A 14858-nucleotide genomic window follows, 5' to 3' on the forward strand; every position below is an offset into this window, starting at 1 on the left:
TCATGAGCGCCAAGTTGCTCTGCGGGCGGTTCGAGCTCTCTCTCGAACGCCCGCTGGTCATGGGAATTCTTAACGTGACCCCGGATTCGTTCTCCGACGGATCCCGCCATCTTGAAACGGATAAGGCCATTGCCCATGGTCGCAACATGGTGGCTGAGGGCGCCGACATCATTGATATCGGTGCCGAATCCACTCGCCCCGGTGCAACCCCGGTTCAGCTACAAGAAGAACTCGAACGGCTGCTGCCCGTGATAGAAGGCTTGCGCGAAGTGGGTGTGGCCTTGTCCGTCGATACGTTCAAGCCCCAAGTCATGCGACGCGTCCTGGACGCAGGCGCCGACATGATCAACGATATTTACGGCTTTCGCATGCCCGGTGCGCTGGATGCAGTGGCGACATCGCATTGCGGACTATGTGTCATGCACATGCAGGGCGAGCCTCGCACCATGCAGCAGGCCCCCCAATATGACGATGTCGTTGCCGAGGTGCGCGACTTCCTTCGCGAGCGTGTGGCCACACTCCAGGCGCAAGGGGTTCACCCTCAGCGAGTTCTCTTGGATCCGGGCTTTGGCTTTGGTAAAAACGCTCAGCATAACTACGAATTGCTGGGTCGATTGGAAGATCTTTTTTTCGATGACTATCCCTTGCTGGTGGCACTGTCTCGCAAGACGATGATCGGCCATGTCACGGGTCGTGAACCCGGAGAGCGTCTGGGCGGCAGCATCGCGGGAGCGCTTGCGGGTATCGCTCGCGGCGCGGCCATGGTGCGCGTTCACGATGTTGCCCAGACAGTAGACGCCATCAAGGTGTGGCAAGCAGTACAACACGGAGTATCTGCATGAGCGATCGCAAGTATTTTGGCACTGACGGGGTGCGCGGCGTGGTGGGTGGACCCATCATCAATCCGGAATTCACATTGCGGCTTGGCTATGCTGCCGGTCAGGTCCTTGCACAGCATCACAATCCTGTACGCGGTCGCCCCACCGTGGTCATTGGCAAAGACACCCGGATTTCGGGCTATATGCTCGAATCCGCATTAGAGGCCGGTCTTTCGGCCGCAGGCGTTGATGTGCTGCTGGCCGGTCCGGTACCCACTCCCGCCATTGCTTATCTGACCCGCGCCTTGCGTCTGGCGGCCGGCGTGGTCATAAGCGCTTCGCATAACCCCTACCAAGATAACGGCATCAAGTTTTTTTCGGCGCAGGGCATGAAGCTGGCCGATGAGATCGAAGAGCGTATCGAAGCGGTGATCGATCAGCCCCTGGGCTGCGCCGATTCCGAGCACCTGGGCAGGGCTCGGCGCATTGACGATGCCTCGGGTCGCTACATTGAGTTTTGCAAAAGCACCTTCCCCAACGAGCTTGATCTGTCGGGGATGAAGATTGTGGTAGATGCTGCTCACGGTGCTGCCTACCAGATTGCTCCCCATGTCTTCCGCGAACTGGGTGCCGAGGTTTTTCCCATCGGCTGTCAGCCGGACGGCTTCAATATCAATGAGGGTGTCGGCGCATTGCATCCCGAGGCAATGGCGGCTGAAGTCAGAGCGCGCGGTGCTCATGTGGGTATTGCTCTGGACGGCGACGCCGACCGCTTGCTGATGGTCGATGAAACCGGTCGCATCTACAATGGCGACGAGCTCCTGTACGCCATCGTGCGCGACAGGCACGCCCAGAGCAAGGTGCAGGGTGTAGTGGGTACGCTCATGACCAACTTCGGCTTCGAGAAAGCCATGAACGCATTGGGCATTGAGTTCGAGCGCGCCAAGGTTGGTGATCGGTACGTGCTTGAAAGCCTCGTGCGCAAGGGGTGGCTCTTTGGTGGCGAGAGCTCCGGCCATTTGTTGTGTCTCGACCGTCATACTACTGGCGATGGCATTATTGCCGCCCTGCAGGTCTTGACTGCCATGCGGCGCAACGGGCTGAGCCTGTCCGAGGCGGTAGGAGATCTGCAAATGTACCCTCAGGAAATGGTCAATGTTCCCTTGCAACCAAACACTGCCTGGCAAGATCATCCAGGGCTGATTCAGGCTCGCGAGCGGGTCGAGCGCGAACTGAACGGGCGGGGCAGGGTGTTGATCCGTGCCTCGGGTACCGAGCCGAAACTTCGTCTGATGGTCGAGGCCGAAGACCTTGAGCTGGCGCGGCAAAGTGTGCGGGAATTGGTTGCAGTCGACTTAACAAAGCGGTAACGTAGCCATCAAATACTTGAAACATTCTGCGGCCATAATGTCGCAATGTTTGTGGAGCGATATCTATGTTAGAGCTTGCGCGAGTCAACGGCGAACCTGAAGTCGGAGTTGCATGGTCCGACCGATCGGCCGGGGGGTTGGTACTGGGCCTGGCCCGAACCAACGAAGAGCTCGAGTCGATTCAGCGTTTGCGTTACGACGTGTTCACCAAAGAAATGAACGCCGTTTTTCCGGATGCGGTGGACGGCCTGGATTCTGACCGTTTCGACCCCTGGTGCGAACATTTCATGGTGACGGAAGCCGGCACGGGCCAGGTGGTGGGCACCTATCGATTGCTTACTCCCGCCAATGCCATCAAGGCCGGTGGCTATTATTCCGAATCAGAGTTTGATATTTCATCGCTTGATGGCATCCGTTCGTCACTGGCCGAGGTGGGCCGTTCCTGCATTCATCCGGATTACCGTCGCGGTTCGGTCATTATGCTGCTTTGGTCGGGCATTGCGGCCCTCATGCAACAGGGCGGGTATCAGTACGTTCTCGGGTGCGCCAGCGTCAGCTTGCGCGACGATGGAGTCACGGCCGCCGAGGTATGGCGAGCTGCCAAGAAAAGCATGGCCTCGGGCCGCAGTCCGCATCGGGTAGCGCCGCTGCACCGGTATCCGGTCGAACGCCTCAACAGCCAACTTCCGGCCCGCGTGCCTCCGCTGATCAAAGGATATTTGGCCCTGGGGGCTACCATTTGCGGCGAACCCGCCTGGGATCCAGACTTCAATACTGCCGATTTTCCAGTATTGCTTGATATTGCCCAGGTCGATCCGCGCTATCGCAAGCATTTCGGACTCGACTAAAAACCGCAGTCGAACGAGCCCGAAAATGAAATGCCCCGGCCTTGACCGGGGCTTTCTCATAAAAAGAACCTGCCTTACCTTTCGATCAGTTGCAGGTCCAGGCCAGTCTTGCTCCAATCGGCGGCCTCGCGCTGCAATGAGTACTCGGACAAGGGGTGGGTCTCGAGCCAGGCCTTGTCGGCGATTGCCCTGACCATGGATCCCCTGGATTCCAGTGCTATGGGCAGCTCGGGAAGGTCTTCGCGTCGCCGGCATAACAAGGTGGCGAGTCGCAGGCAAAGCAGGGCACGCCACTGCATGGCAGTGGCAGGAAACCCGTTCTTTTTGCTTAGTTTTCCTTGCAGGCCCAAAGCAAGCCAGGCCAGCAGAGACTGGTCATCGTTTGAAAAGCCGGGCATGTCGGCATGCTGCAGGATATAGGCGCTGTGGCGATGAAAGTTTGCCTGCGTAATGGATAATCCAACTTCGTGCAAGCTTGCCGCCCAGCCAAGAGCCAGAGCCGTTTCTTCTTTTTCGTCCCCCGATGTCACCAGCTGGTCAAAGAGCTTAAGCGCAATGTCGCGTACACGGTCGGCCTGCTTTACATCGAGCAAATAGCGCTTCTGATAAAGCGCTACGGTTTCATCCCGCTTGTCGTGATCGGAATCGCGGCCCAGCAAATCGTACAGTACACCGACTCGAAGCGCGCCCTCACCGGGCAGCATGAGATCGATCTTGAGTTCCTGGAAGGCCGCCATCATGATGGCAAGGCCGCCGGGCAACACGGGCGCACGCGTCGCCTTGATGCCGGGCAGGTTCTGCATGATGACCTTGCCGTCCTTTATCAGCTTGGCCTTGAGCTTTTCCATGCCCTCCAGAGTGATGCCCTTGGAGGACATGCCGCCTTCAGCGAGGATGGCCAGCAGGCCTTTTGCGGTTCCGGAGGAACCGTAGGCCTGTTTCCAGCCCGTTTTGCGATAAAGGCGCGAAATGCCTTGCAGTTCGCCCCGCGCAGCCAACTGAGCCTGTTCCATACGTTGCGCGGTGACACGGCCCTCTGGAAAAAATCGGCGGCTGAAACTTGCACAGCCCATATTGAGCGAGGCCAGATGTATGGGCTCGTGCCCCCGCCCAAGAATGACTTCGGTCGATCCGCCTCCAATGTCAATCACAAGCCGGCGATGCGAAGAAGGGGCCAATTCGTTCGCGACCCCGGAATAGATCAGACGGGCTTCCTCGGCTCCGGAAATGACTTCTATGGGGAAACCCAGTGCGGCTTCGGCGCGCGGGAGAATATCCGCAGCGTTGCGGGCGACGCGAAACGTGTTGGTCGCAACTGCCCGTACCCGATTGGGATGAAAGCCCTGCAGCCTTTCTCCGTAACGCTTGAGCACTGCCAGGGCGCGTTCAATAGCGGGTTCGTCAAGGATCTGATGGGAATCGAGCCCGGCAGCCAGCTGAACTGACTCTTTCAACCTGTCAACGGCGTAAATCTGTGCTTTGCCATTGTTTTGTACGACGCGGCCGATGGAAAGTCGAAAACTGTTCGAACCCAGATCGACGGCTGCAAGTAGATAGTCCATAGAGGCATCATGTGGGCGGCGATGCTGGGATTATAAGAAGTTATTCCGCGGCGCGTGCGATCAGGCCCGGGTGGCGTCTTGCGGGGGACAATGCCCACTGTCATGATAATGTCATCAAACTGCAGTAAAAGACCGGTACCATTTACAGGAGCACGAATGTCATCCGATTACTCCAGCGTCACGCCCAGGCTGCTCAACCGAGAACTGTCTCTCTTGAAGTTCAACGAGAGGGTGCTGGCCATGGCCGAGTACCCGGACACGCCGTTGCTCGAAAGGCTCCGTTATCTGTGCATTGTCAGCTCCAACCTGGATGAGTTCTTCGAGATTCGCATATCGAGCCTGAAAGAGCAGCTTGCCCAGCACGCCAATATTCCCGCCGAAGACGGCTTTACTCCTGCCGAAGCCTTTGAGCAGGTGCAAGAGGCCACACATGCGCTGATAGAGCGTCAGCATTATCTTCTGAACGAAGAGGTGTTGCCGCTACTGGCGCTGGAAGGTATCGTTTTGCTCGATCCCGAAGATTGGGACGAGGCTCAGCTTGAGTGGGCCCGCTCTGTTTTTCGAAGCGAGGTCATTCCTATGCTGACTCCCATAGGTCTTGACCCGGCACACCCGTTTCCGCGGGTCTACAACAAAAGCCTGAACTTCATGGTGGCTTTGGCGGGTGTCGATGCATTTGGCCGCCGGGCTTCCATTGCAGTCGTGCAGGCGCCTCGCGCCTTGCCCCGACTGATGCTGGTTCCCCCGGAGATATCCGGTGTAGAACACGGCTACATCATTCTTACTTCGTTGATCAGCCACTTCGTGGCAGAGCTGTTTCCGGGCCTGGAGGTCAAGGGTTGTTATCAGTGGCGGGTCACGCGAAACAGTGATCTGTTTGTCGACGAAGAAGAAATCACAAACCTGCGCCTGGCCTTGCAGGGTGAGCTCTCCCAGCGGAACTTTGGCGCCGCGGTAAGGCTTGAGATCGATCACGAGATGCCGGCCCATCTTGAGCGATACCTGCAGAAGGAGTTCGCCCTGCAGCCGCACGACACCTATCGGGTCGATGGGCCCGTAAATCTTTCGCGGCTGATGCAGCTTTGTAATGCGGTCAACCGCCCGGATCTGTTGTTCCCCGATTATCGTCCGCAGGTGCCCGCACCGTTCGACATGATCGGTGACGACCCTCAGGCCATGTTCGACGCCATCGCCGAGCGCGACCGGTTGTTGCATCACCCCTACCAGTCATTCGAGCCTGTCCTGGCGTTCCTGTCGGCAGCTTCAAAAGACCCGTCGGTTGTCGCCATCAAGCAGACCATTTACCGTACGGGAGAAGACTCCGAGCTGATGAGTCTTCTGTTGTCGGCGGCGCGGGCCGGCAAAGAGGTCACGGTCATCGTCGAGTTGATGGCTCGATTTGATGAGCAGACCAATATCGGTTGGGCAGCCAAGCTTGAAGAAGTCGGCGCGCATGTCAGTTACGGAGTGGTGGGTCATAAGACACATGCCAAGATGGCGCTGGTACTTCGGCGAGAGGGCGGGCGTATCCGACGCTACGGACATCTGGGAACTGGAAACTACCATTCCCGCACCGCCCGGCAGTACACCGACTTCGGCCTGCTGACCGCCGACCCGGCGATCTGCGCCGATATGGACAAGGTCTTTTCCCTGTTGACGGGTCTGGGCGCGCGGCCGTCACTGAAAGCATTGCTGCAGGCCCCGTTTACCTTGCACGACACGATGGTCGAGCTGATACGCAATGAGGCACAGGCCGCGTCGGAGGGCAAGAAAGCACGCATCATGGCCAAGATGAACTCCCTGCTCGAGCCCATCATCATCGACGAACTGTACAAGGCAAGTCAGGCAGGGGTTCGAATCGACCTCATTGTTCGCGGCGCGTGTGCCCTGCGAGCAGGGGTGCCTGGCTTATCGGCAAACATACGTGTCCGGTCAATCGTGGGTCGCTTCCTGGAGCACTCCCGTGTCTTCTATTTTTATGCAGGCGGTGAGGAAAAGGTGTATTTGTCGTCGGCAGACTGGATGGACCGGAATTTCTTCCGCCGGGTCGAGCTGGGCTGTCCGGTCAAGGACCCGGCCTTGAAAAAACGTGTAATAAAAGAGGCTTTCATGTATGCGTTGCGGGATAATCAACTCGCTTGGCGTGCGTTGCCCAACGGTGATTACGTCAAGGTCAGGGCCAGAGGAAAGCCTTTCAACATCCAGAAGCAGCTTATGGAATGACTGCTGTTGGCGCCGGGCGAATATGTCATTAACCTGTAATATTGGTTAACTATCATTCAGTCCGTACAGGTAATCGCCTGTTCATTTGACCAAAAATCAAGAGGATTGTTCGATGTTCAAACGCGTAATTTTGCAAGCCGCAGTCGGTATCGCCTTCGGCGCCGCCTCTCTGGCAGCCCAAGCCGTCGACATCACGGGTGCCGGCGCGTCGTTCCCTTACCCCATTTACGCAAAATGGGCGGCTCAATATCAGCAGGAAACTGGCAACCGGATCAACTATCAGTCGATCGGTTCGGGTGGTGGCCAGCAGCAGATTATCGCCAAGACAGTCGATTTCGGAGCGTCGGACGATCCGATGAAGGCAGAAGACCTTGAAAAGAACAATCTGCTGCAGTTTCCCGCCATCGTCGGCGGAACGGTACCGGTCGTCAATATCGACGGTATCAAGCCAGGTGAGCTGAAACTCTCTGGCCCTATTGTGGCCGACATCTTCCTGGCCAAGATCAAAAAGTGGAACGATCCCGCCATTCAGGAAATCAACCCCGATCTCAAGCTTCCCAATGCTGACATTGTCGTGGTTCACCGTTCCGACGGTTCGGGCACAACCTTTGGCTGGACCAACTACCTGTCCAAGGTTTCGCCTGCGTGGAAAGAAACTGTCGGTGAAGGCAAAGCCGTGAAGTGGCCTACCGGTCAGGGCGGCAAAGGCAACGAAGGAGTAGCCGCCTACGTTCGTCAATTGCGCAACTCGATCGGCTATGTCGAATATGCCTACGCCAAGCAGAATCAGCTGTCCTGGACTCAGCTTCAGAACCAGGAAGGCAAGTTTGTACAGCCTTCGCAAGAAGCGTTTGCTGCTGCTGCCGCCAATGCCGACTGGAAGGGTGCTCCCGGCATGGGCGTAGTCCTTACCAACGAGCCGGGCGCCGAATCGTGGCCCGTGACGGCTGCATCTTTTATTCTGATGCAGAAGGTTCAGGACAAGCCTGAAAACGGCAAAGAGGTACTATCCTTCTTTGACTGGGCTTTCAAGAACGGGGCAGATATGGCTGTAGAGCTTGACTACGTGCCTCTTCCCGACACCGTAACTGATCAGATCCGCGCCGTGTGGGCTGAAGAGATCAAGGCGGCCGACGGTTCTGCCGTGTGGAAGTAATCTAGTTACAATCCGGGTCCTGGTTAACCTGGACCCTGGCAAAGACGATGCCGTGAACATGGCATCGTCTTTGTTGTGTAAAAATTACGTACTTGGCCGCGCACTCACGAACACTTTTACAGCTTGCAGCTGACCGGCTTGATCTGCCCAGGTGCAGGTCGAAAATGATCCACCCGTACGAGCACTCATGAAGAAACAGCAATCCGCCCTGATGGACGTCTTATTCAAGAATATGACGCGGACATTCGCCTTTCTGGTGTTCGTCCTGCTTGCCGCGATCATGGGCTCGTTGATTTATGGCAGCCGTGAGTCCATCGCCGAGTTCGGGATTTCTTTTCTGTGGACCAATGACTGGAACCCGGTAACCCATAGTTATGGGGCCTTGGTGCCCATCGTCGGCACCTTGTTGTCTTCGTTGATCGCGCTGGTCATTGCCGTACCGGTTTCGTTCGGCATTGCGATGTTCCTGACCGAGCTGTCTCCTACCTGGCTGCGCCGTCCGCTGGGAACAGCCATTGAGATGCTCGCAGCAATCCCCTCCATTATCTACGGCATGTGGGGCCTGTTTGTATTTGTGCCCCTGTTTCAGCAGTATGTACAGCCAGGCCTGATCGCCCTGTTTTCGGGGGTTCCTGTTCTAAGCCAGGTCTTTTCCGGCCCGCCGTTCGGCATCGGCATCTTTACCGCGGGGCTGATCCTGTCGATCATGATCATTCCGTTCATCGCAGCCGTCATGCGCGATGTCTTCGAGATCGTGCCACCGCTGCTTAAAGAATCGGCCTATGGGCTGGGAGGCACTACCTGGGAAGTGGTATGGAAGGTGGTGTTGCCGTACACCAAGCATGGGGTCATCGGTGGCATCATGCTTGGGCTGGGCCGGGCACTAGGCGAGACCATGGCCGTTACCTTTGTGATCGGAAACGCCTTCAATCTGCCGTCGTCGATATTTTCGCCGTCAAATTCAATCGCGTCAGCATTGGCCAACGAGTTCAACGAAGCCGGAGGCATGCAGAAATCGGCGTTGCTCGAGCTGGGACTGATCCTGTTCCTTATTACTACAGTCGTACTGGCTTTTTCGAAGGTGCTGTTGCTGCGCCTGTCCAAGAACGAAGGCACCTCACGGTAATCGCATCATGTTCAATCCCGATTCCATCGTTTCGCTCGACAACAAGGTCTACAAAAAGCGTCAGCGCGTCAACCGCCTGATGCTGACCCTGTCGTTTGCCGCCGTAGCGTTCGGTCTGTTCTGGCTGTTCTGGATAATCCTGACTCTTCTGCTCAAGGGGGGCTCATCGCTTTCCCTGGCTCTGTTTACACAAACCACGCCGCCACCCGGCGAGATGGGTGGCCTGCTCAATGCCATCGTGGGCAGTGTGATGATGGCCGCAGTAGCAACACTGATTGGTACGCCGATAGGCATATTTGCCGGCACCTATCTGGCTGAATATGGTCAACGAGGCTGGCTTGCGCCTGCTACCCGTTTTTTGAACGACGTATTGTTGTCGGCTCCGTCCATCGTCATTGGTCTGTTTATCTATGCGGTGTACGTGGCGCAAGTCGGACATTACTCGGGCTGGGCGGGTGCCTTTGCACTGGCCATTCTGGTAATTCCGGTGGTAGTGCGTTCCACCGACAACATGCTTTCGCTCGTGCCCAATAGCCTGCGAGAAGCGGCTGCAGCCCTGGGGTGCCCGCAATGGCGGATCATCAGTTTCATCTGTTATCGGGCAGCGATTTCGGGCATTATCACCGGCGTTCTGCTGGCCGTCGCGCGCATTTCGGGCGAAACCGCACCACTATTATTTACGGCGCTCAACAATCAGTTCATGTCGTGGAACATGAGCGCGCCGATTGCCAACCTGCCTGTGGTTATTTTCCAGTACGCCGCCAGCCCGTTCTCGGACTGGAACGATCTGGCCTGGGCCGGCGCCGTACTTATCACCTTGCTCGTGCTTGGCATCAACATCCTCGCACGTTCACTTTTTCGCAAGTAAATGAATAACGGCTGGCGTATGCGCCTGCCGGGAACCCATCATGAACACAGCTCAAACCGAACGCGTCAAGCTCGAAGTCAAGAACCTGAACTTTTACTACGGAAAATTTCAGGCCATTCATAACGTCAGCATGTCCATTCGCGAAAACAAGGTAACGGCCTTCATCGGGCCGTCGGGCTGCGGTAAGTCGACACTGCTGCGTACGTTCAACCGCATGTACGAACTGTACCCCGGCCAGCGGGCCGAAGGGGAGATCAATCTGGATGGCGAAAACCTGCTTACATCCAAGATGGATATTTCGCTGATTCGTGCCAAAGTGGGGATGGTTTTTCAAAAGCCTACCCCATTTCCCATGAGTATCTACGACAACATTGCCTTTGGTGTTCGCTTGTTCGAGAAGCTCAGCAAAGGCGAGATGGACGAACGGGTCGAGTGGGCCCTGACCAAGGCCGCGCTATGGAATGAGGTCAAGGACAAGCTCGGACAAAGTGGAAACGGCTTGTCAGGGGGGCAGCAGCAACGTCTTTGCATTGCGCGTGGCGTTGCCATCAAGCCCGAAGTGCTTTTGCTGGATGAGCCGTGCTCGGCACTGGACCCGATCTCGACGGCCAAGATCGAAGAGCTCATCACCGAACTCAAGTCGGACTACACCGTGGTGATCGTTACGCACAATATGCAGCAGGCCGCGCGTTGCTCCGATTACACCGCCTATATGTACCTGGGTGAGCTCATTGAATTTGGCGAGACCGACAGTATCTTCGTGAAACCGGCGCGCAAGGAAACCGAAGACTATATTACCGGCCGATTCGGTTGATGGTCCGAGCTTGATATTTGCTGCTAATTTCAAGTCTTTCCAGTTCGTGCTAGAATAGCTGTCTTTGTCGGGGCGTGGCGCAGTCTGGTAGCGCATCTGGTTTGGGACCAGAGGGTCGCATGTTCGAATCATGTCGCCCCGACCACAGTTTTTAAAACGGCTTTGCAAGTTTCTTGCAAAGCCGTTTTTGCGTTTTTAGACCGCAAAGCCAAGAAATTACTTACTAAAAAGTTAATGGTCTTTGTACTTTGAGTTGGTTAATGAGAGCTTGTACGTGCAAATCTAGTTAATGGGAGGCGCGTCTAAACCATTGTTACTACAGCTTTGTCTCTTTTTTGATACTAGCCGGATTATCGCGCACACATTCTAGCTGGGGTAACTACCTAGAAGCTTTAGCCGTAGCTTTTAAATACTATTGACCACATCCGAAGGTTCCGTAATTAGAAGCAAAGTTAAATAAAAAGCGAGTTCGGCGGGCGCGCAGGCTCGCCGTTCCGGACAACCCCAAGGAGACAAATCATGCGTATCCGTCGCTATTTTCTATCAGCACTGATGGCAGTTTGCGCCAGCACTGCATCTGCCAACACCGACGTCAAGTTCGCCCTTGACTGGCGTTTTGAAGGGCCGGCCGCTCCGTATCTGGTGGCGCTGGACAAAGGCTATTACAAGGACGAGGGTCTGAACGTAACCATTGATCCGGGTGCCAGTTCCGTTGAACCCATCAACCGGGTTGCCACAGCCACCTATCACATCGGCTTTGCCGACATCAACTCGCTGATCAAGTTCCGCGATAATCCACAGAATCCGCCGGTAAAAGCGGTAATGATGGTGTACGACACGCCCGCGTTTTCCATTGTCACACTCAAGGACAAGGGCATCACCAAGCCCAAGGACCTCGAGGGCAAGATCCTGGGCGCGCCTGCTCCAGATGGCGCCTACGCGCAATGGCCGATCTTTGTTGCAGCCAACGATATCGACGCCTCAAAGGTGCGTATCGAGAACATCGGGTTTCCGGTTCGTGAGCCCATGCTGGCACAGGGAAGGGTAGACGCGATTACAGGCTTCTGGTTCTCGTCGTTCATGAATCTCAAGGCCAACGGTGTCAAGGACGAAGACATCGTCGTCATGCTGCTTGGCGATTACGGTGTCGATTTGTATGGCAATGCCATCATGGTCAACCCCGACTTCATGAAAAACAATCCCGAGGCTGTAAAGGGCTTTGTTCGTGCCACCATCAAGGGAATTCAGGACACCATCAAAGACCCGGAAGCCGCAATCGATCACCTCATGAAGCGCAATGCCATTGCCAACCGCGATGTCGAGTTGCAGCGTCTGAAACTTTCACTCGAGCGGAACTTCGTCAACGACGCGGTGCGCAAGAACGGCCTGGGCGATGTCGACATGCAGCGCCTTGACAAGGCAATTGATCAGATTGGTCTGACCTTTGACTATACAAACAAGCCTAAAGCACAGGACATCTTTACGTCCGAATTCCTGCCCCCTCGTGAGCAGCGCCTGGTTGACTGAAGGAGACAGCACGCATGACCGAAACTCTGGTCGAACTTGACAACATCTCGATGGCGTACGGTGCCGGCGATACGGCGGTCCGAGCCATCGAAGATGTCACCTTAACCATCAGGAAGGGCGAATTCATTGCCGTGGTCGGCCCGTCGGGCTGCGGCAAAAGTTCGCTGATGAAGCTTATTTCCGGTTTGCATCCGCCATTGTCCGGCAGCCTTACTGTCGAGGGCAAGCCCGTCAACGGGCCCCTGAAATCCGTCGGGATGGCATTTCAGGCCAGCAACCTGTTGCCATGGCGCACATGCGTCGACAACATTTTGCTGCCGCTCGAAATTGTGCAGCCGTACCGACGAAAAATTTCATCCGAGAGGGCCAAGTACAAGCAAAAGGCAGTCGAGCTTCTCAACTCGGTGGGGCTTACCGGCTTTACCGAGAAGTTCCCGTGGGAGCTTTCGGGAGGCATGCAGCAGCGCGCATCAATTTGTCGTGCGCTGATTCACGAGCCCGAGATCCTGATGCTGGACGAGCCGTTTGGCGCCCTGGACGCCTTCACCCGCGAAGAGCTCTGGTGCGCCCTGCGCGACATTCAGCAAGAACGGCAGGTGACTGTCATGCTGGTTACGCACGATTTGCGTGAAGCGGTTTTCCTGGCGGATACCGTTTACGTAATGTCAAATCGTCCTGGCCGCGTCGTAAAGAAATGTCCGGTCGACCTGCCTCGGCCCCGGGACATTGAAGTCACGTATGGCAAAGAGTTCCAGGACATCGTCTACGAACTGCGATCCATGATCGGAGGGAAACACTAAATGCGTCGTTTTGAGTTGCTTGTCAATGTTGTTCCTCCGTTGATTTTCACCGTAGCCTTGTTTGTGTTGTGGGAGCTGATCTGCAGGATTTTCGCCATTCCGCTTACCATTTTGCCGGCGCCTTCCGCGATATTTGTCGCCCTATGGCAGTATCGGGCGCCTATCATCGACAACTCGTGGGTCACGCTATGGACGACCCTGGTCGGTTTCCTTATGGCAACCGTCGGAGGTCTTGCGCTTGGCATCGCAGTCGGGTGGAAGAAGAGCCTGTACACAGCCATCTACCCGGTGCTCGTGGGCTTTAACTCGGTACCCAAGGTGGCCGTCGTTCCCATTCTGATCCTCTGGTTCGGACTGGGTGAAATCCCGGCCATTCTTACTGCCTTCCTGATTTCGTTCTTTCCTATCGTGGTCAACGTCGCGACCGGTCTGGCTACTACCAGTCCCGAACTCGAAGACGTTTTGCGTGCGCTAGGAGCCTCCAAGCTCGATATCATGCGCAAGGTCAGTATCCCGGGTTCGCTGCCGTACTTCTTTGGTTCTCTCAAGGTCGCCATTACGCTGGCGTTCGTGGGGGCGGTGGTGTCCGAAACAGTGGGTGCCAACAAGGGTATCGGCAAGCTCATGCTGGACGCACAGGCGGCGTTCCAGGTGCAGATCGTATTTGCCGGCCTTCTGGTACTGGCCTTCCTGGGCATCGTGCTGTATGCCGCCACGGCATTGGTCGAGAAGCGGTTTACGGGCTGGGCCTTCCGCGCACAGAATCGTTGATTCTGCTTCCGTTGCAGTACCCATGCACAGCCCGCGATTTCGCAGGCTGTGCATTCGTGTATTCAATGTCTGCACGCACGAAGGCACTCTGAATTAAGATGGGGCATGGAAAATAAGCTTTTAAAACCTGACTGTCCAGATATTATATGGTCATTTAATTAATATATAATCGTTTCAAGCCCCGGTGCAGTTGCTGGGGCACGGACAAACTAAGGAGCAGTCATGGCTAAAGTACTTAAAGTTGGCATCATCGGCGGAGGGATCGGGGGCGTCGCTCTGGCCGCAGCCTTGTCTCAGCGGGGCATAGAATCTCACCTGTTTGAACGCGCCGCCGAATTCGGCCAGGTGGGCGCCGGCATACAGATGACGCCCAACGCGGTCAAGGTCATTACCGAACTTGGAGGGCTGAAGGCGCTCGATAAAGTCGGCTTTCTGCCCGAAGCCCTGGTGGGCAGGGACTGGCAAAGCGCCGAAGAGAAATTCCGTATCCCGCTAAAGTCGGAGTGCCCCCGGCTTTATGGAGCGGACTTCTACCATGTTCATCGTGCCGACCTGCATCAGCTGCTGGTGGACATGATTGGCAACACGAGCGTACGGTTTTCTACCCAGTGCACCGGCGTGGAACAGAATGAGCAGGGCGCCGTGGCGCACTTTGCAGATGGCAGTACGTTTGAGGCCGATCTGATTGTGGGAGCAGACGGTGCACGATCTGTTGTCCGGCACGACCTGTTTGGCGCAGACGATCCGAAGTTCACGGGTCACATGTGTTACCGGGCCGTGGTACCGTTCGATGAGCGCCCCGACTTTGTACCACCCGAAGCCGCATTTTGGCTCGGACCAAAAAGCCATGTGGTTACCTACTATGTCAACGGGGGAAAGGCCGTCAATATCGTTGCTGTTCACGAAACTGAAACCTGGGTCGAAGAATCGTGGAATACGCTCAGCACCAAAGAAGCCTTGCTCGGAGACTTCGAA

The 14858-nt window shown here is 56.1% G+C and carries 13 protein-coding genes and 1 tRNA gene; 13 read left to right on the plus strand and 1 reads right to left on the minus strand.

Going from position 1 to position 14858, the window contains the following annotated elements; translation table 11 throughout:
* The first annotated feature begins 2 nt into the window (after nt 1–2).
* From folP to Q1J88_RS04850, 3 genes are all read left to right on the plus strand, one after another.
* The gene (gene folP, locus Q1J88_RS04840; RefSeq protein WP_301116423.1) at nt 3–842 is read left to right on the plus strand and encodes a dihydropteroate synthase; all 840 of its coding nucleotides are present in this window, start codon (nt 3–5) and stop codon (nt 840–842) included.
* Nucleotides 839–2188, plus strand: a complete 1350-nt coding sequence (glmM, locus tag Q1J88_RS04845) for a phosphoglucosamine mutase (protein WP_301116424.1) — start codon at nt 839–841, stop codon at nt 2186–2188. The genes folP and glmM overlap by 4 nt, the downstream gene beginning before the upstream one ends.
* A gap of 65 nt (nt 2189–2253) precedes the next feature.
* On the plus strand, nt 2254–3036 hold the full coding sequence (locus Q1J88_RS04850; RefSeq protein WP_301116425.1) for a GNAT family N-acyltransferase: 783 nt from the start codon (nt 2254–2256) through the stop codon (nt 3034–3036).
* A gap of 74 nt (nt 3037–3110) precedes the next feature.
* Here Q1J88_RS04850 and Q1J88_RS04855 read toward each other — a convergent pair whose 3' ends face one another.
* A complete protein-coding gene (locus Q1J88_RS04855) occupies nt 3111–4598 on the minus strand; it encodes a Ppx/GppA phosphatase family protein (protein ID WP_301116426.1) in 1488 nt (495 codons plus the stop codon).
* Between the two features lie 156 nt (nt 4599–4754).
* Between Q1J88_RS04855 and ppk1 the strand changes: the two genes are divergently transcribed.
* The 10 genes from ppk1 to Q1J88_RS04905 form a co-directional block, all read left to right on the plus strand.
* Nucleotides 4755–6821 carry a polyphosphate kinase 1 gene (ppk1, locus tag Q1J88_RS04860; RefSeq protein ID WP_301116427.1) on the plus strand — a complete coding sequence of 689 codons (2067 nt, stop codon included), beginning with the start codon at nt 4755–4757 and terminating at the stop codon, nt 6819–6821.
* A gap of 112 nt (nt 6822–6933) precedes the next feature.
* The gene (pstS, locus tag Q1J88_RS04865) at nt 6934–7977 is read left to right on the plus strand and encodes a phosphate ABC transporter substrate-binding protein PstS (protein ID WP_301116428.1); all 1044 of its coding nucleotides are present in this window, start codon (nt 6934–6936) and stop codon (nt 7975–7977) included.
* Between the two features lie 187 nt (nt 7978–8164).
* Complete coding sequence (gene pstC, locus Q1J88_RS04870) at nt 8165–9103, plus strand: phosphate ABC transporter permease subunit PstC (protein WP_301116429.1); 939 nt, start codon at nt 8165–8167, stop codon at nt 9101–9103.
* A gap of 7 nt (nt 9104–9110) precedes the next feature.
* Entirely contained in the window at nt 9111–9971 is an 861-nt protein-coding gene (gene pstA, locus Q1J88_RS04875; RefSeq protein WP_301116430.1) for a phosphate ABC transporter permease PstA, read from the plus strand.
* Between the two features lie 40 nt (nt 9972–10011).
* Nucleotides 10012–10785 (plus strand): phosphate ABC transporter ATP-binding protein PstB, encoded by a 774-nt coding sequence (gene pstB, locus Q1J88_RS04880; RefSeq protein WP_301116431.1) that lies wholly within the window; start codon nt 10012–10014, stop codon nt 10783–10785.
* Nucleotides 10786–10853: 68 nt separating this feature from the next.
* Nucleotides 10854–10930, plus strand: a tRNA-Pro gene (locus tag Q1J88_RS04885).
* A 374-nt stretch (nt 10931–11304) separates the two neighbouring features.
* Nucleotides 11305–12312 carry an ABC transporter substrate-binding protein gene (locus tag Q1J88_RS04890; RefSeq protein WP_301116432.1) on the plus strand — a complete coding sequence of 336 codons (1008 nt, stop codon included), beginning with the start codon at nt 11305–11307 and terminating at the stop codon, nt 12310–12312.
* A gap of 14 nt (nt 12313–12326) precedes the next feature.
* Nucleotides 12327–13112, plus strand: a complete 786-nt coding sequence (locus Q1J88_RS04895) for an ABC transporter ATP-binding protein (protein WP_301116433.1) — start codon at nt 12327–12329, stop codon at nt 13110–13112.
* Nucleotides 13113–13883: an ABC transporter permease gene (locus tag Q1J88_RS04900; RefSeq protein WP_301116434.1), complete on the plus strand. Its 771-nt coding sequence runs from the start codon at nt 13113–13115 to the stop codon at nt 13881–13883.
* A gap of 222 nt (nt 13884–14105) precedes the next feature.
* A partial coding sequence (locus tag Q1J88_RS04905) for an FAD-dependent monooxygenase (protein ID WP_301116435.1) occupies nt 14106–14858 on the plus strand: 753 nt, incomplete at its 3' end.

Origin of the sequence: Pusillimonas sp., from assembly GCF_029263785.1 — a bacterium.
In the GTDB taxonomy this organism is placed as follows: Bacteria; Pseudomonadota; Gammaproteobacteria; order Burkholderiales; family Burkholderiaceae_B; genus Pusillimonas.